We start from the raw sequence: 17,288 nt of genomic DNA, 5'->3' as shown, positions 1-17,288 counted from the left end.
CGAGAGGGCTCAGGCCCGCGACACGAGGAAGATCGCGCGGGCGGCGATGTCGCCGAGATCGATCGGGTCGGCGTCGTTCACCGAGATCGAGATGGTCCCCGCGAACGGACGCTTCTCGATCACCGTCACCGTGCAGTCCAGTGCCACACCGACCTGGTCGAAGTACCGCAGCATCTCCGGATCGGTGTCGGAGATGCGTGCGATGGTCCCCGACGTCCCCACCTCGATGTCGGCGAGGGAATCAGCGGCCGGACTCGGCACCGATCCGTCGATCGCCGGGATCGGGTCGCCGTGTGGATCGCGGTCGGGGTGGCCGAGTTTGGCGTCGAGGCGGGCCATCAACCGGTCGGAGACGGCGTGCTCGAGCACCTCGGCCTCGTCGTGCACCTCATCCCAGCCGTAGCCGAGTTCGCGCACCAGGAAGGTTTCGAGCAGCCGGTGCCGACGCACCATGAGGATCGCCGCCGTGCGACCGGCGTCGGTGAGCGTCACCGCACCGTACGGCTCGTGGGAGACCAGGCCCTGATCGGCGAGTTTGCGGATCGACTCCGACGCCGTCGACGCCGACACGCCCATCTTGTCGGCGAGCAGCTTGGTGGTGACCTTGACCTCGGCCCACTCCTGGGAAGTCCAGATGACCTTCAGGTAGTCCTGGGTGACGGTCGACAGTGACTCGACCGCTCCATCGGCCGGGACTTCTCTGCGGGCCCCGGACGTTCCTCTGCTGGGCATGCAGAGAAGCTTATGCGCGGACGGCGACACGGGCGAAATGCGTGGTGCGTGTCGGGTGTCGTTCACCGGCCGCCGTCCACCCCGACACCTCGGGTTCACACCGGGCGGTCGTGGTGGTGGGCGCGGCGCGTGCGCCGTAGTCTGGTGCGCGTGTTGCGTTGGCGAGGTCTCGAGGATGTCCCCGCGGATTGGGGTCGGTGTGTGGTCACGATCGGTGTCTTCGACGGTGTGCACCGTGGGCATGCGCAGCTGATCGGTGCTGCCACCACGGCCGCACGAGACCGCGGGGTGCCTGCGGTGTTGATGACCTTCGATCCCCATCCGGCGGAGGTGGTGCGCGCGGGTAGTCATCCGCCGCAACTGACCACGCTCACCCGGCGGGCGGAACTGGCCGAGGAACTCGGCATCGACGTGTTCTGCGTCATGCCCTTCACTCCGGAGCTGATGTCGAAGTCGCCCAAGGACTTCGCCCACGACGTCCTCGTCGAGAGCCTGCATGCCGCCGACGTGGTGGTCGGCGACAACTTCACCTTCGGGCGCAAGGCCGCCGGCGACGTGCCCAAGCTGATCGAACTCGGCAAGAAGTTCGGCTTCGAGGTGCAGGCCATCTCGCTGTTCGGCGAGCACGCGGTCACCTTCTCCTCCACCTACATCCGCTCGTGCGTGGGCGCCGGCGACGTCGAGCGGGCCGCCGAGGCCCTCGGCCGTCCGCACCGCGTGGAGGGCGTGGTGGTGCGCGGCGACGGCCGCGGCCGCGAACTCGGTTTCCCCACAGCCAATGTCGCGCCGCCCATGCATGCGGCGATCCCCGCCGACGGTGTGTACGCGGCGTGGTTCACCGTCCTCGGTGCCGGTCCGGTGGTGGGGCAGGTGGTCCCGGGTGAACGCTACGAGGCGGCGGTGTCGGTGGGTACCAACCCGACCTTCTCCGGCCGCACCCGCACGGTGGAGGCGTTCGTCCTCGACACCAGCGCCGACCTCTACGGCCAGCATGTCGCGGTCGACTTCGTCGCCCGGATCCGGCCGATGGAACCGTTCGAGAGCGTCGATGCACTGATCGTCGCGATCGGCGACGACGTGGAGAAGACCCGTGGCATCCTCGAGGCCGAGAAACTGAGGTAGGCGAGGACGCCGTCGGCACGATCTCGCCGGTTCCGGATCGGTCATGAGCCCACGAGGCAGGGTCCCACGCCCACGATTTGGGCGGAGCGCATCCGGTTCGGTAACCTGGATCGTCGGTGATGCTGCGGTCCGCGGTGGCACACCGGTCCCACGCAGACATCCGGGTGGATGTGGTGCGGTGGGACACCATGATCGCGCGGCACTGAGAAACGGAGAACATCCATGGCACTGACTGCTGCCGAGAAGAAGACCATCCTGGCCGAGTACGGCCTGCACGAGACCGACACCGGTTCCCCGGAGGCCCAGGTCGCGCTGCTGACCAAGCGCATCACCGACCTGACCGAGCACCTCAAGGAGCACAAGCACGATCACCACAGCCGTCGGGGTCTGCTGCTGCTGGTCGGCCGTCGTCGTCGCCTGCTCAAGTACGTCGCCAAGGTCGACATCAACCGCTACCGCTCGCTGATCGAGCGCCTCGGCCTGCGTCGCTGAGCGACCTGCCGAACGCGTCGCCGAGCGGCGCAGGGTAGCCCCGATACACCACCGGACCGGCCATCTCCACTGGAGGTGGCCGGTTCCGTGGTTTGTCGATGGTAGGCTGGCCAACGGAACGTTGCCGTGGGCAAAGTCCCCAGGATGTGATCCCAGTGTCAGATCGGTCCTCGGTAGTGGCCGCCGGAACACGAGGTTCCGGCCGCTTCGATCGAAGGCCGTCTGAGCTCCAGGCAGGCAAGACGAGCATGCCGTCACCTCCGGTCGACGATGTCTCACACCCGTTCTGGGTTGCCGGACGCACGCAGACGAGATCGCGTGCACGCTTCACCTCGGACTTCTTCCCCGATGGGGCGCGGCACCCATATCCGCATAATCACGGCCGCACGATGCGGCCCACACCGGCCGCAGGATGCGACCGAAACGAAGGGATCATCACCCCACATGACCGATGTGACCACCAATGACGACTTCGTCGACTACGACGACGCCATCACCGAAGCCACCGCCATCATCGACAACGGCAGCTTCGGCACCCGCACCATCCGATTCGAGACCGGCCGTCTGGCCCTGCAGGCCGCCGGCTCGGTGACCGCCTACCTCGACGACGAGACCATGCTGCTGTCGACCACCGCGGCGTCGAAGCACCCGAAGGAGCACTTCGACTTCTTCCCGCTGACCGTCGACGTCGAGGAGCGCATGTACGCCGCGGGCCGTATCCCCGGCTCGTTCTTCCGTCGCGAGGGCCGTCCGTCCACCGACGCGATCCTGACCTGCCGTCTGATCGACCGTCCGCTGCGCCCGTCGTTCGTCGACGGCCTGCGCAACGAGATCCAGGTTGTCGTCACCGTGATGAGCCTGAACCCCAACGACCTCTACGACGTCGTCGCGATCAACGCGGCGTCGGCGTCCACCCAGCTCGCCGGACTGCCGTTCTCCGGCCCGGTCGGCGGCGTGCGTGTCGCGCTCATCCCCACCGAGGAGAACAAGGCCGGCCAGTGGGTCGCGTTCCCGACCGCCGAGCAGCTCGAGGGTGCCGTCTTCGACATGGTCGTGGCCGGTCGCATCGTCGGCGGTGAAGGCGACTCGGCCGACGTCGCGATCATGATGGTCGAGGCCGAGGCCACCGACAACGTCATCGATCTCATCGCCGGTGGCGCACAGGCCCCGACCGAGTCGATCGTCGCCGAGGGTCTCGAGGCCGCCAAGCCGTTCATCGCGCGCCTGTGCGAGGCGCAGAAGTCGCTGGCCGACGCCGCCGCCAAGGAGACCGGACAGTTCCCGCTGTTCCCGCCGTACGAGCAGGACGCCTTCGACGCCGTGGCCGCCGTGGCCACCGAGCGCCTCTCGGAGATCCTGACCATTCCCGGCAAGCAGGAGCGCGACGACAAGACCGACGAGCTCAAGGACGACGTCCTCGCGCAGCTCGCCGAGCAGTTCGAGGGTCGGGAGAAGGAGATCGGCGCGGCCTACCGCTCGGTCACCAAGAAGCTGGTGCGCCAGCGCATCCTGACCGATCACTTCCGCATCGACGGCCGCGGCATCACCGACATCCGCTCGCTGTCGGCGGAGGTCGCGGTCATCCCGCGCGCCCACGGCTCGGCACTGTTCGAGCGTGGCGAGACCCAGATCCTCGGTGTCACCACCCTGGACATGGTCAAGATGGCCCAGCAGATCGACTCGCTGACGCCGGAGACCTCCAAGCGCTACATGCACCACTACAACTTCCCGCCGTACTCGACCGGTGAGACCGGCCGCGTCGGCTCGCCGAAGCGCCGCGAGATCGGCCACGGTGCGCTCGCCGAGCGTGCCCTGGTGCCGGTGATCCCGAGCGTCGAGGAGTTCCCGTACGCGATCCGTCAGGTGTCGGAGGCGTTGGGTTCCAACGGTTCCACCTCGATGGGCTCGGTGTGTGCCTCCACCATGTCGCTGCTGAACGCGGGTGTGCCGCTGCGTGCCCCGGTCGCCGGCATCGCGATGGGCCTGGTGTCCGACACCGTCGACGGCGAGACCCGCTATGTCGCGCTGACCGACATCCTGGGCGCCGAGGATGCCTTCGGCGACATGGACTTCAAGGTGGCCGGCACCAAGGACTTCGTGACCGCGCTGCAGCTCGACACCAAGCTCGACGGCATCCCCTCCAAGGTTCTCGCCGGCGCGCTGAGCCAGGCCAAGGACGCCCGTCTGACCATTCTGGACGTCATGGCCGAGGCCATCGACGAGCCGGACGAGATGAGCCCGTACGCCCCGCGGATCACCACCATCAAGATCCCGGTGGACAAGATCGGCGAGCTGATCGGCCCCAAGGGCAAGACGATCAACGGCATCACCGAGGAGACCGGCGCCAACATCTCCATCGAGGACGACGGCACCGTGTTCGTCGGTGCCGCCGACGGCCCGTCGGCGCAGGCCGCGATCGACAAGGTCAACGCCATCGCCAACCCGCAGCTGCCGAAGGTCGGCGAGCGCTTCCTCGGCACCGTCGTCAAGACCACCGCTTTCGGTGCGTTCGTGTCGCTGCTGCCGGGTCGCGACGGCCTGGTGCACATCTCCAAGCTCGGTAAGGGCAAGCGCATCAACAAGGTCGAGGACGTCGTGAACGTGGGCTCCAAGCTCCGCGTCGAGATCGCCGACATCGACGAGCGCGGCAAGATCAGCCTGGTCCCGGTGGACGAGGACGCCAAGTCCGACGCCCCGGCCGAGGCTGCCACCGCCGACGCCTGATCGACACATCCGACACCGGCCCGTCCCGCACGTCGCGGGGCGGGCCGGCGTCGTGCCGGGGCCGGTTGTGGTCCACGAGGTACGGCGGTGACACCCGTGGGTTAGATTGCCGTGGTGACCGCTGCAGTGCTCGACGTCCTGCCGATCGCCATCGGGTTGCTCGTGGCGTCCGCACCCCTGGTGATGGTCAGCCTGGCGCTCGTGATCAAGCGGACTGCGCTGGTCGGCTGGTCTTTTGTCGGCGGCTGGATTCTCGGTCTGTTCGTCGCAAGTGCCGCGCTGGTCGCGCTGGCCGATGTGCTTCACATTTCCGGGGGACAGGGACCGATCCTGGGCGCGCTCGGTCTGGTGCTCGGTCTTCTGCTCGTGGGCTTGGGCGTTCGGAAGTGGCACAAGGCATGGCGACATCACGGTGACGACGAGGTGCCGTCCTGGTACGGGCTCATCGAGACGGTCGGAAGTGTCAAGGCCGCGGCGCTGGGCGTGGGCATGGCCGCCGGGAATCCGAAGAACCTGCTCATCACCCTCTCCGCGTCCACTGTCGTTGCCGAGGCCACGTCCCGGGTCGGCGAGCAGGCGGTGGCGGTGGCGGTCTTCGTGGTGGTCGGGAGCCTGGCGATCGCGGCACCCACGGTGCTCGCGACGATCGCGGGCGCACGGGCTCAGCCGATGCTGACGCGGCTCGACGAACTGATCACCCGGCACAACGCGGTGATCGTGGGTGCGGTCCTGATCGTCCTGGGTGCCGTGGTGGCATCGAACGGTCTCGAAGCGATATAGAGCGTGTCTCGTGGGTCCCGTCTCGACCGTCGAGGGTGGCTGGTTGAGCCGTCGAGGAGCGGAGCGACGAGGCGTGTGTGTTTGGTGGTTGAGCCGTCGAGGAGCGGAGCGACGAGGCGTGTCGAAACCTCTGTCGGCCGACGTCACGTGGTGACCACTTCGGAGGTGGTTGGTACATGGTCGGGTCACTGGGTCTCGACTCGGGTCCTCGCGATGCTCGGTCCCGGCTCGACCATCGAAGATCGCTGGTTGAGTTGAGCCGTCGAGGAGCGGAGCGACGAGGCGTGTGTGTTTGGTGGTTGAGCCGTCGAGGAGCGGAGCGACGAGGCGTGTCGAAACCTCTGTCGGTTGATGTCGGGTGGTGACCACTTTGGAGGTGGTTGGTGACATTCTCTGGTCACTGGGTCTCGACTCGGGTCCTCGCGATGCTCGGTCCCGGCTCGACCATCGAGGGTGGCTGGTTGAGCCGCTGAGGAGCGCAGCGACGAGGCGTGTCGAAACCGCCGTCGGCCGTCCGAGTGACCGGCAGTGGGCGTCGACACCGCTACGGTTGGTGACATCACCGGGAGCATCCTCGAGCCGATCGGGTCCACGGAGAGGTCACATGAGCGAGAAGAACAGGCCGAAGACTGACCGGGAGCGCCGGCCGTGGTTGTATGTGCGCGTGCCGGAACGGCCGTTGTTCGGTGAACCGGCGGCGCCACTGCGGATGCGCGGCAGCGACATCCATGCTGACCCAGTTCCCTACGTCCGCGCGGATCTCTTCCGGTTCCTGCGCAGCCATGCGCCATTCGACGCGCTGCCCTCCGACACCCTTGCCCGGATGCTGGTGGACGTCGGCGACGTGACCGAACCTGCCGGCGCGGTTCTGGTGGACGGGTTCACCGAGCCGACCGACGTGGTGGTCGCGGTGATCAGCGGGCGCGTCGGGCTGCAGGAGTCCGCAGACACCGACGGGTTCTCCGAAGTACTCGGTCCCGGAGCGGTTTTCGGGGTGTCTCCGGGACCGGGCGATGAACTGCGCGGACCCCGTGCCGTCGTCGTCGAGAAGGCGCGGATCTGCCGTATCCCCGGTGATGCCGCACGACGTGCTCTGCGCGGGCGATCGTCGACCGGCATTCCCGGGCTCGCCATGCGACTGTCGGTGCCGCGGCGCCGTGGCATGCTGCCGGGCGGCACCGGCCTGGTGGGCGACCTGCTGGTCGACACCCCACCGATCCTCGACGCGCACACCACGATCCGCGGGGCCGCGACAGTGATGGCCGCCCGTCGGGGACCGGTCTGTTACGCCACCGCTGACGGCGCGATACGAATCGTCACCGATGCGGCTCTGCGCGACCGGATCGCCGCGGGCGGGAGCACGGACGCGTCGATCGTCGAGATCGGTGCCGCCCCCACGATCACCGTGGGTCCGGACGTGTCGGTGTCCGACGTCGTCACCCGGATCGTCGATCATCCCGCCGCCGATCACATCCCGGACGTGGTGGCGGTGGTCGGCCTCGACGGCACCCTGCGCGGTCTGCTGACCCCGCGTGAACTGTTACCGGCGCGCGTCGACGAGGCGATGGCGTTGCGGGCCGAACTCGCCTCGGCCGCCACGGTGGACGAACTGCAGGACTTCACCCGCCGGTGGCGCTACCTGGTCACCGACCTGGTGCGCCGAGGCCGCGCCGCTCAGGAGGTCACCGCCGTGGCGTCTTCGCTGCTGCAGACCTCGCTGCGCCGGGCAGCAGCCCTGACCGAGGCCGCGCACCCGGATCTCGCCTGGGACTCGGCGACGTGGATGTGCCTGGGCAGCGTGTCACGTCGCGAGGCGGTGCCGAGCTCGGATGTGGAATCCGCGGTGATCCTCGCCGACGCCGTGGACGCGACCATGCGAGAGCGGCTCGTCGCCGCCTTCGGCGAGGTCGACGAGATCCTCGCCGGCGGTGACATCGCGCCGGACGACAACGGGGTGCGGGCGTCGGCGCCGCTGTTCACACGGACCCTCACCGAATGGCGGTCGGCGGCAGCCGCGTGGACCGACGCGCCGCTGGAGAACCGGGGAATGCTGTTCACCGCGTTGCTCTTCGACGCCCGGCCCTTGACCGGCAGTTCGCCGGAATCGCTCGGACCGCGCCTGTTCGGCGATCTCCGCAGCCGCCCCGACATGCTGAGAGTGCTTCTGGCCGAGTCGCTCTCGACCCGATCCCGGCTGCGGTCGATGCGTGATGTGCTGACTCGCCGGGCCGGTACCTTCGACATCAAATCCCATGCCCTGACCCCGCTGATCAACCTGGCCCGCTGGGCGGCGATCAGCGTCGGCGCCACCGAGGTCGACACCCGGGCGAGGCTGCGCGCTGCGGCGGCGAGTCCGCTTCTGGGGGAAGCGGACTCGGCCACCCTGCTCGAGGTGCTCGACGTGCTGCAGCGGGTCCGGCTGACCTACCAGGTCGCATTGCTCGACCGGGGCGAGCAACCGTCGGATCTGGTCACGATGTCACGACTGTCGCCGATCGACCGCAGTCTGATCGCCCAGTCGGTTCGCGAGATCGCCGCCGTCCAACGACGCATGGCCGGGCTGAGTGCCGTGGTCGGCGCCGGTGACCTCACCACGACGGACTGATCTCACAGTCTTCTGATCTCACCACCGCGTCCTCGTGAGCGGGACACCAGTTGCACCGGCGTCGGCGGCACAGCCGAATCCGGTCACCCAGCGGCCGTCGTCGAGTTCCACCTTGCCCAGCGACATGGGGGAGGGCAGCGCCGCGAGGAATCCGCCGAGTGCGGCCGGCGAGAGCGTCCACACCTCGCCGTCGATCGTGGTTCCGGCATCCGGGTCACGGATGAGACCTGGTTTGGCGGGCACGGTGTCGAGTTCGACCAGCCGATACGACGCCGCGGTCCGGACCTCACCCGACCAGCGCGCGCCGCGCTCGGCGAGTTCGTGCGTCAACGGGCCACCGCGCATATGCGCCCCGAACACCGCGAGTTCGGTGCTCGCGACGTGCGCCTCCGGCCACGCCGCATCGTTCGACCCCGCATCGTTCGGCGCTGCAGAGTTCGGAGCTGCAGAGTTCGACGCCGCACTCTCCGGTGCCGTGCCGGTGAAGCGCCGGGCGAGGTCCATCATCACCGCGTCGTCGTGCCCGCGACCGAGGAACGTGACCCCGAACTGGGCGGTGCTGCCGTCGGATTCGGTGACCGTGCCGGCGGGCACGGCGACCGCGCACAGGTCGAACAGATTGCAGAAGTTGGTGTAGGTGCCCATCCGGGAGTTGACGCCGATCGGGTCGGCGGCCACCTCGGCGAGGCTCGGGTGCATCGGTGCGGTCGGGACCAGCAGCGCGGTCGCCTCGCCCCAGAGCTCGACCGACTCGTCCCGCAATCGTGCGAGGGTACGTCTTGCCCGGAGCAGATCCACCGCGCCGAACCGATCCGCGGACCCGATGATCGACGCCACCGTGGGGTCGAGTCCGGCAGTGTCGTCGTCACCGGCCACCGAACGCACGAACTCGCCCACGGCGTCGAATCGTTCGGCGACCAGCGCGTCCTCGTAGAGGAGTCTGGCCGCGGCGAGGAACGGTGACAGGTCGATGGTCTTGACCCGCATCCCGGCCTTCTCGGCGCGGGCCACGGCGTCGTCGAACGCCTCCCGCCAGGCATCGTCGAGTTCCGGGAGTTGCTCGGGGACGGCCAGAACCGGGACGTCCGGCGCGGCGAGCGCACACGCCGGACCGAAAGGGCGTGGACCGGTGGCCGCGGCCATCGCGGCCGTCGCGCGATCGGCGGTGGCCAGGTCGGCGGCGAGGATGCTGATGACGTCGATGCTCGCGCACGCCGGCACCAGACCCACCGTCGAGACCGCACCGACCGTCGGCTTGACCCCGACGATGCCCTGCAGGCCGGCCGGGACCCGGCCCGATCCGGCGGTGTCGGTGCCGATCGCGATGTCGGCGAAGCCGAGCGCCACCGCGACCGCCGACCCCGAACTCGACCCGCCCGAGATGCGGTCGGGGCGGCGGGAATCGCGGACCGCCCCATACGGACTCCGCGTGCCGACCAGGCCGGTGGCGAACTGGTCGAGGTTGGTCTTGCCGATCACTACGGCGCCCACGGCCCGCAATGCGGCCACCGCGGGAGCATCGGCCTCGGGAGTGAAGGCGTAGCCGGGGCAAGCGGCGGTGGTGGGCAGGCCGGCGACGTCGACGTTGTCCTTGACCGCCAGGACCAGCCCGGCGAGCGGACCGTCGGCGGCCACCGACGCGGCGTACTCGGCGGCCACCTCGGCGCGCGGACGCAAGGTGATGAACACCTCCGGCCGGTCGGCGTCGGCGATCCGGGCGTAGATGTCGTCGATGCGGGTCATGCGACTTTTCCCTCCTCGGAGAACACGGATGTATCGGTGGCGGCAGGGGTCGCTTCCGGGGTGTGCCGGGCGGCGAACTCGCCCCCGAGCGACCAGCGTCGACGTTCCTCGTCGCGGGCGAGTTCCATCGCGGTGCGGGTGGCGGCGATGTCGTCGGCTTGGGCGTCGAGGAAACGTTGATGCTCCCCGAGCGAGAACGTGCCGTCGGTGATGCGGGTGGAGTCGCCCCGCCCGGCGGCTACGTCGGCACGCATGTCGAGCAGTTCCTCGGCGCTCACCGGGTACCAGCGGATGCGGTCGAAGAAGCGCAGTAGCCACGGATGCTCGGGGTCGAAACCCGTTGCGGGGAGCGGGTGCCGGTGATTCCACACCTGGGTGGTGCGGCCGACGAACTGGTAGCCGCCCGGCCCCTCCATGCCGTAGATGCACATGTAGGCGCCGCCGATCCCGACCGCGTTCTCCGGCGTCCAGGTGCGTGCCGGGTTGTACTTGGTGGTGACCAGACGATGGCGGGGGTCGAGCGGGACCGCCACCGGCGCACCGAGATACACATCGCCGAGACCCAACACGAGGTAGTCGGCGTCGAACACGATCCGGTGGACGTCGTCGACGGAGTCCAGACCGTTCATCCGGCGGATGAACTCGATGTTCCAGGGACACCAGGGGGCGTCGGACCGCACCCCGAGCATGTAGCGTTCGATGGCCTCGCGGGTGGCCGGGTCGTCCCACGACAGCGGCAGTTCCACCGTGCGGCTGGGCACCACGAGATCGGTGGCGGCCGGTAGCTCCGACTCGCAGTCGGTGAGCCACTCGCGCATCGCGGTCTGCGACCACACATCCGGATCGGCCTTGACCTGCAGGGAACGGATTCCCGGCGTGAGGTCGATCAGGCCGTGCGGGGACTCCGCGGCGATCCGCTCGGCCAGCGCGTGCACGCGGGCGCGCAGCTCCAGGTCCAGACGCATGTCGCCGTACTCGACCAGGATGTTGTCGTCACCGGAGCGCCGGTAGGTCACCTCGGTGGTGCCGTCGGCGGTCGTGGTGCGTCCGAGGATGCCGTGATCGGCGTCGCCGCCGGTGGACAGGACGTGTGCGAAGTTCGCCCGTCGGCCCGGTCCGAGCTGTCCGGGGGATGCGGCTGCGGTGGCCTTGATCGCGACGAACCGCACGGTGTCACCGGGTTTGAGCTGTCCGAGCTTCCAGCGTTCGGCCGCGACGACCGTCACCGGGCAGACGAATCCGCCGAGGCTGGGGCCGTCGGGGCCGAGAAGGATGGGGGTGTCGCCGGTGAAGTCGAGCGCACCCACCGAGTAGGCGTTGTCGTGGATGTTCGACGGATGCAGGCCGGCCTCGCCACCGTCGGTCCGCGCCCACCGCGGCTGCGGACCGATCAGGCGGATACCGGTGCGGTCGGAGTTGAAGTGCACCGCGTATGCCGTGGACATGAGGTCGTCGACGTCGTCCTCGGTGAAGAACTCCGGCGCCGAATGGGGCCCGACCGTCACCCCGAGCTCCCACGACTCGGTCAGTGCGGGTTGCTCGTCGGAGGAGATGCGGGTCGCCGGGCGGATCGGCTCGCCCGCCAGGTCGAGGGAGTCGCCATCGGACAGGGTGCGGCCGTCCTTGCCGCCGAACCGTCCCATGGTGAAGGTGGACCGGCTACCGAGGTACTCCTCGGCGTCCAGGCCGCCGCCGACCGCGAGGTACACCCGCAGGCCCAGTCCGGCCACCATTCCGACGTCGAGGACCTGCCCGGCATCGAGATGGATCGGAACCCATTGCGCCACGGCCCTTCCGTCGACGGTGACCGGAACCGGGGCGCCGGTGACGGCGACCACGGTCGGGGCGTCGAAGCGCACCCGCGGGCCGGCGAGGGTGGCCTCCAGGCCGGCCGCCGACGACGGGTTGCCGACCGCCCGGTTCGCCAGCCGGAACGACAGGTCGTCCATCGGCCCGGACGGCGGCACCCCGATGTTCCAGTAGCCCACCCGGCCCGGCCAGTCCTGGATGGTGGTCAGTGGACCGGCCCGCAGGATGTCCATCGTGGTCATTGTCGTCACCTCGAGAGTCGTTGCAGCAGTGGGTTTCAGATGGGATGGTTCAGGTGGAGGCCGTGGAGCCGGGACGTTCAGGCGCCGGGCCGCGTGACGATCACCCGGACGGCGGTGGGATCGAATCCGTTGCAGGGGTTGTTGATCTGCGGGCAGTTCGACACCAGCACCAGGGTGTCGGCGTCGGCGCGCAGTGCCAGACGTTTGCCGGGCGCCGACAGCCCGTCGACGATGCCCAGCGAACCGTCCGGGTCGACCGGCACGTTCATGAAGAAGTTGACGTTGCCGACGAGGTCACGTTTGCCGAGCCCGTGCTTCGCCCCGCCGATCAGGAAGTTCTCGACGCACGCGTGCTGATGTTTGGTGTGGTGGCCGTAGCGCAGCGTGTTGGACTCCTGCGAGCAGGCGCCGCCCAGGGTGTCGTGGTTGCCGACCTCGTCGGCGACGATCGTCATCATCGGTTGCGACTCCTGGTCGCGGATCACCGAACCGGTGGTCAGGAAGATGTTGCCCTGTGCCGCGATCGTGGCCTGGGCGGAGTAGCGGATGGTGTGGTCGTGACCGCCGTAGAACAGGGTGTCGACGGCCTGGTTGCCATGGAGGTCGACGATGGTGAGCACGTCGCCGGCGGCGACGACACCCGACCAAGGGGAGCGCTCGTCGACGATCTCGTCACCGACGACGACGCCGGCGATGAGGGCCAGGTCGGCGGCCGGGGCGGTGGTCAGATCGGTGCGGGGTGACTCGGTGATGGTCATGGTGTGTTCTTCCGGGAGGTGATCGCGATCAGAGGTGGGCGGCGAGGTGGGCGTCCTCGCTGTTGGCGACGGCGCGGGCATACTCCGGATCGACCGTGACGGCCTCGGGGCCCAGTGCCCCGCCGACGAGGGTGTCGAGGTCGGTGCCGGCCCGCCAGGCGAGCACTTCGAGCGGGCCGGTGGCGAACTCGGATGCGGGGTCGAGTGGATGGGCGGTGTTGGCGAGGGCGACGATCACCGGCAGATGGACGATCAGCTCCACCGACGTGTCCGGGCCGGCCGAGCCGGTGGACACCAGCGCGCCGTCGTCGGCGACGGTGATCCCGTGGAAGAACGAGAGCGACGGCGCCACATCGGTGGCGGTCAGCCCGTTCTTGGCCGCCGCCAGCAGCAGCAGTTCGCGCCCGGCCGGAGAGGATGAATGGGCTTCTCCCGAATCATATTTCGCGGTGTTGTCGGCGAGTGTGGTGGTGCCACACAGAGCGTCATGGTGGGCGCTGGTGTCGGCGACGACGGTGGCCAGCACCCGGCCCTGGTCGCTGAGCAGGGGATGGCCGGTGGTCAGGTATGCCTGCCACGGCACCTTCACGGTGTCGGCGACGTTGAGCCGCTCCCAGGGGGCGTCGGCACGCCACATCAGCAGGTGCGCACACGCACTGCCGGTCAGGTCGCGCAGGCGCAGTCGGGTCCCGCGGGCGAGGACCTTGGTGGTGTAGCGCCCACCGGGCACCGTCTCGGCCCAGGTCAGGTCGGCGGCGTCGACGCTGGTCGGCGGGGTGGGCCAGTCGGTGGCGGGCACCACGGGCATGGCGTCGGTGACGGTGCGGGCCTGGGCGCGGGCGTGCTCGCGGGCTCCGGCGGTGGTGGCGGTCCCGGCTGTCGACGTGCTGGTGATGGTCATGGATCCTCCTCGAAGGCTGTGCGGTGCAGATGGTTCGGAATCAGGCGGTCGGCTTGCCGACCGGGCGGGGGTGGGTCTTGCCGTGCGGGAAGCAGGCGATGCCGACCAGGACGGTGGCGGCGATGCAGATCGGGCCTGCCCACCGCAGGATGGGCATCTCGCCGGCCGGGTCGAAGACCTCGGCGCGCGGCCAGGCCAGGTTGATCACCATCAGGGCGCCGTAGATCACCGCGAGGGCGTTGACGACAATCCCGAAGGGGCCGAGCCCGAACAGCTTCTTGCCCTCGGCGTCGACGGCCACGGTCCCCTCCGGCCAGCCCTGCAGGCGGCGGTAGAGCATCGGCGCGGTCACCGCGAGGTAGGCCAGGTAGATCAGGATGATGCAGACACTGGCGAGGGTGGCGAAGATCGCCGAGTTGCCGACGTTGACCAGCAGGATCGCGATGCAGGCGACGCCGATCAGGATGGCCGGTGCGATCGGGGTCCCGGTGCGCGAGTTGACATGTGACAGGGTCGTCGAGAAGGGGAGCCGACCGTCACGGGCCATCGAGAACATCAGTCGCGAGCAGGCGGTCTGGATGGCCAGGGTGCAGATGAAGATCGCCACCGCGACGTCGCAGAGCAGGACCTTGCCCCAGAAGCTGCCGAGGACCGAGTCGAGCACGTAGGGCAGTCCGCCGACGGCGAGTTCCTCACCGAGGGTGGGGGCGGCCATGAGGGCGCCGAGCAGCATCAGGCCGCCGCCGATCGCCGAGACGGTCAGTGCCATCCGGATGGTGCGCGGGGCGACGCGACGTGGGTTCCTGGTCTCCTCGGCCAGCTCACCGGCCGAACCGAAACCGACCATCACGTAGGCCGCCATCAGACCGGAGACGATGAACGCCCAGATGTAGCCCGGCTGCTGGCCGGGAACGCCGGTGTCGAAGACGACGCCGGGACCGCGCCGGGCATGGGTGAACAGGGCGAGGACCACCGCGACCACACCGACGAGCTCGCAGGTGACGCCGATGTTGTTGACCAGGCTCATCCAGCGCACCCCGACGCAGTTGATCGCGGTGACCACGACGATCAGGATCGAGCCGAGGAGCACTGCGTTGGCCGCACCGGAGGTGCTGGTCAGGGTCGGGTCGTCGCCGATGATCTGGAATCCCGTCCACACGCTGGGCAGGACGACCTGGAGGGCGATGGCCGCGGCCGCCGCGGTGACGATCTGGGCGATCATCATGAACCATCCGCCGAACCAGCCGATCACCTCGCCGCCCATCCGGCGCGACCACTGGTAGATGGCACCGGAGAGGGGGTAGCGGGCGGCGATCTCGGCGAAACACAGGGCCACCAGGAACTGGCCTGCGTAGACGATCGGCCACGTCCAGAAGAACGCCGGGCCACCGAAACCGAACCCCAGCCCGAACAGCTGGAAGATGGTGGTGAGGATGGAGACGAACGAGAATCCCGCGGCGAACGAGGCGAACTTGCCCAGCGAACGGTGCAATTGCTGGTCGTAGCCGAAGGCGGAGAGATCGTCGGCGTCATGGCCGATGGTGGGAGACGCGGCCCCCTGGTCGGTGTGTGCGGTCTGGTCGGTTGCGGTCATGCGATGTCCTTCGAACGAGAGCTCCCCGTCGAGCGTTTATCTGTCGAGTGATAGATAACCGTCCGGATTTTTCTGTCGGGTGATAGGTATGTTTCGGATTCGGTAACTTCGGTGACGGTCGTGTTACGTCGCGGCCGACGAACCAGGAGGTGCACATGCCGGCGACGGCGGGCCGCGCAACACCCGGCCGTGGACGACCGCGACTGGAGCGGCCGAAACGCGATGCGACGACGGCGCGCGAGGAGATTCTCGACGCCACTGCCGAACTCTTCGTGCGACACGGATACAGCGGGACCTCGACGCGCATGATCGCCGACGCCGTCGGCGTCCGGCAGTCCTCGCTCTACCACCACTTCAAGAACAAGGACGATCTCCTCGCGGCTCTACTCGAGACCACGGTGGTGAGCCCACTGCACTATGCACGCACACTGCTCCACGCCGACGGGCCGGCACGCGATCGCCTGCTCGACCTCGCCGACTTCGATGCCCGGCAACTCGTCGATGCCCGCTGGAACCTCGGATCGCTGTATCTGTTGCCGGAGGTCGCCGACGAGCGCTACGCCGAGTTCCGCCTGGCCCGACGGGCGTTGGCCGACGTCTACGAGCAACTCAGCGCCGCGGCGCTCGGTGACGCCGCCGACGATCGGCGCCTGCTGCCGTTCCGGATGGTCGAGTCGATCATCATGCTGCGCTCCGACGAGGAACGCGGCGAACTCGCCGACCACTGCGCCGGCGACCTGGTGGGCACCATCGTCGCGGCGATCGCGTCGCTGGTGTCACCGCCCCGCGGCGGGCACGACTAGGCTCGACGACGTGTGTCTGATCCTGTTCGCGCTCGACGTCGATCCGCGACATCGCCTGGTCCTGGCCGCCAACCGCGACGAATTCCATGCCCGGCAGACCGCGGGCGTGCACCGCTGGGACGACCGGCCCATCCTCGCCGGGCGTGACCTCACCGCCGGTGGAACCTGGTTGGGGGTGTCCACCCGCGAACCGAAACACGGTGCTGCCGGGGGTGATACGCGGCTTGCCGCGGTCACCAACGTGCGTGACGGAGTCGCCGTCCCCGACCCGGACAAACGGTCCCGCGGACGACTGCCGGTGGACTTCCTGGTCGGCGACCGATCCGCCGAGGACGCCGCCCGAGACCTGGTGGCCCACGCCGACGAGTACGCCCCGGTCAACCTCGTCGTCGACGACGGCGAACAGATGTGGTGGGCCACCAATCATTTCGGACCCGTGGCACGACGCGTCGAACCGGGCGTGCACGGACTGTCCAACGGTCGGCTCGACGAGAGATGGCCCAAGGTGCGCGCAGGGACCGCCGGGTTGTCGACGCATGTCGGCGACGACCCGGCGGCACTGCTCGACATGCTCCACGACACGGTGACCGCCGACCCGGCGTCATTGCCGCACACCGGAATCCCCGCCGACCAAGAACTCGGGCTGTCGGCGGTGTTCGTCGACCTGGGGGACTACGGCACCCGCTCGAGCACTGTTGTCCGGATCGGTGCCGACGGCCACGGCGATCTCGCCGAGCGCCGGTACGTTCCGGGTGCGCCGTCGGAGACCTCGACCTTCACCTGGTGACGGTTGGCACTCGCGTCGCAGCGGTGGCTGGCAGTCAACCGGCCTCGACACCACCATCGATGGTCGAGCCGGGACCGAGCATCGCGAGGACCCGTGTAGAGGCCCGGTGACTCGATGATGTCGGCTACCACTTCGGAGGTGGTCGCGAGGTGACGTCGGCCGGCGGGGGTTTCGACACGCCTCGTCGCTGCGCTCC

13 protein-coding genes are annotated in these 17,288 nt (G+C 68.9%); 7 read left to right on the top strand and 6 right to left on the bottom strand.

The annotated features are described in order from the left end of the window. Positions 1 to 9: 9 nt before the first annotated feature. Entirely contained in the window at positions 10 to 732 is a 723-nt protein-coding gene (locus ACWDUA_RS03870) for a metal-dependent transcriptional regulator (protein ID WP_449749661.1), read from the bottom strand. A 150-nt stretch (positions 733 to 882) separates the two neighbouring features. Here ACWDUA_RS03870 and ACWDUA_RS03865 point away from each other — a divergent pair, with 150 nt between their 5' ends. From ACWDUA_RS03865 to ACWDUA_RS03845, 5 genes are all read left to right on the top strand, one after another. Beyond that, positions 883 to 1,854, top strand: a complete 972-nt coding sequence (locus ACWDUA_RS03865; protein WP_449749660.1) for a bifunctional riboflavin kinase/FAD synthetase — start codon at positions 883 to 885, stop codon at positions 1,852 to 1,854. A 222-nt stretch (positions 1,855 to 2,076) separates the two neighbouring features. Continuing rightward, the gene (gene rpsO / locus ACWDUA_RS03860) at positions 2,077 to 2,346 is read left to right on the top strand and encodes a 30S ribosomal protein S15 (RefSeq protein ID WP_449749659.1); all 270 of its coding nucleotides are present in this window, start codon (positions 2,077 to 2,079) and stop codon (positions 2,344 to 2,346) included. A 444-nt stretch (positions 2,347 to 2,790) separates the two neighbouring features. Next, positions 2,791 to 5,070, top strand: a complete 2,280-nt coding sequence (locus tag ACWDUA_RS03855) for a polyribonucleotide nucleotidyltransferase (protein WP_449749658.1) — start codon at positions 2,791 to 2,793, stop codon at positions 5,068 to 5,070. 114 nt (positions 5,071 to 5,184) lie between these two features. Beyond that, the gene (locus ACWDUA_RS03850) at positions 5,185 to 5,850 is read left to right on the top strand and encodes a GAP family protein (protein WP_449749657.1); all 666 of its coding nucleotides are present in this window, start codon (positions 5,185 to 5,187) and stop codon (positions 5,848 to 5,850) included. 604 nt (positions 5,851 to 6,454) lie between these two features. After that, positions 6,455 to 8,455 carry a putative nucleotidyltransferase substrate binding domain-containing protein gene (locus ACWDUA_RS03845; RefSeq protein ID WP_449749656.1) on the top strand — a complete coding sequence of 667 codons (2,001 nt, stop codon included), beginning with the start codon at positions 6,455 to 6,457 and terminating at the stop codon, positions 8,453 to 8,455. 18 nt (positions 8,456 to 8,473) lie between these two features. On the opposite strand, the gene atzF is transcribed toward ACWDUA_RS03845, so the two are convergent. The 5 genes from atzF to ACWDUA_RS03820 form a co-directional block, all read right to left on the bottom strand. Next, a complete protein-coding gene (gene atzF, locus ACWDUA_RS03840; protein WP_449749655.1) occupies positions 8,474 to 10,198 on the bottom strand; it encodes an allophanate hydrolase in 1,725 nt (574 codons plus the stop codon). Next, positions 10,195 to 12,249 (bottom strand): 5-oxoprolinase/urea amidolyase family protein, encoded by a 2,055-nt coding sequence (locus ACWDUA_RS03835; RefSeq protein WP_449749654.1) that lies wholly within the window; start codon positions 12,247 to 12,249, stop codon positions 10,195 to 10,197. The genes atzF and ACWDUA_RS03835 overlap by 4 nt, the downstream gene beginning before the upstream one ends. 77 nt (positions 12,250 to 12,326) lie before the next feature. Further along, entirely contained in the window at positions 12,327 to 13,007 is a 681-nt protein-coding gene (locus ACWDUA_RS03830; RefSeq protein WP_449749653.1) for an urea amidolyase associated protein UAAP2, read from the bottom strand. Positions 13,008 to 13,035: 28 nt separating this feature from the next. Then, complete coding sequence (locus tag ACWDUA_RS03825; RefSeq protein WP_449749652.1) at positions 13,036 to 13,908, bottom strand: urea amidolyase associated protein UAAP1; 873 nt, start codon at positions 13,906 to 13,908, stop codon at positions 13,036 to 13,038. Between the two features lie 40 nt (positions 13,909 to 13,948). After that, positions 13,949 to 15,502, bottom strand: coding sequence for an amino acid permease (locus tag ACWDUA_RS03820; protein WP_449749651.1), 1,554 nt, complete (start codon positions 15,500 to 15,502; stop codon positions 13,949 to 13,951). Between the two features lie 155 nt (positions 15,503 to 15,657). Between ACWDUA_RS03820 and ACWDUA_RS03815 the strand changes: the two genes are divergently transcribed. Together ACWDUA_RS03815 and ACWDUA_RS03810 are read left to right on the top strand one after the other, a co-directional pair. Further along, positions 15,658 to 16,305: a TetR/AcrR family transcriptional regulator gene (locus tag ACWDUA_RS03815; protein ID WP_449749650.1), complete on the top strand. Its 648-nt coding sequence runs from the start codon at positions 15,658 to 15,660 to the stop codon at positions 16,303 to 16,305. A 10-nt stretch (positions 16,306 to 16,315) separates the two neighbouring features. Further along, positions 16,316 to 17,092, top strand: coding sequence for an NRDE family protein (locus tag ACWDUA_RS03810; RefSeq protein WP_449749649.1), 777 nt, complete (start codon positions 16,316 to 16,318; stop codon positions 17,090 to 17,092). Positions 17,093 to 17,288: the final 196 nt, after the last annotated feature.

Source organism: Gordonia sp. NPDC003376 (assembly GCF_053589235.1).
This window is presented reverse-complemented; position numbering and strand designations above follow the sequence as displayed.

Bases quoted from the DNA above. Each gene is read 5' to 3' on its own strand.
- atzF (WP_449749655.1), bottom strand. From the start codon at position 10,198: ATGACCCGCATCGACGACATCTACGCCCGGATCGCCGACGCCGACCGG.
- ACWDUA_RS03870 (WP_449749661.1), bottom strand. From the start codon at position 732: ATGCCCAGCAGAGGAACGTCCGGGGCCCGCAGAGAAGTCCCGGCCGAT.
- rpsO (WP_449749659.1), top strand. From the start codon at position 2,077: ATGGCACTGACTGCTGCCGAGAAGAAGACCATCCTGGCCGAGTACGGC.
- ACWDUA_RS03830 (WP_449749653.1), bottom strand. From the start codon at position 13,007: ATGACCATCACCGAGTCACCCCGCACCGATCTGACCACCGCCCCGGCC.
- ACWDUA_RS03825 (WP_449749652.1), bottom strand. From the start codon at position 13,908: ATGACCATCACCAGCACGTCGACAGCCGGGACCGCCACCACCGCCGGA.
- ACWDUA_RS03855 (WP_449749658.1), top strand. From the start codon at position 2,791: ATGACCGATGTGACCACCAATGACGACTTCGTCGACTACGACGACGCC.
- ACWDUA_RS03835 (WP_449749654.1), bottom strand. From the start codon at position 12,249: ATGACCACGATGGACATCCTGCGGGCCGGTCCACTGACCACCATCCAG.
- ACWDUA_RS03845 (WP_449749656.1), top strand. From the start codon at position 6,455: ATGAGCGAGAAGAACAGGCCGAAGACTGACCGGGAGCGCCGGCCGTGG.
- ACWDUA_RS03820 (WP_449749651.1), bottom strand. From the start codon at position 15,502: ATGACCGCAACCGACCAGACCGCACACACCGACCAGGGGGCCGCGTCT.
- ACWDUA_RS03815 (WP_449749650.1), top strand. From the start codon at position 15,658: ATGCCGGCGACGGCGGGCCGCGCAACACCCGGCCGTGGACGACCGCGA.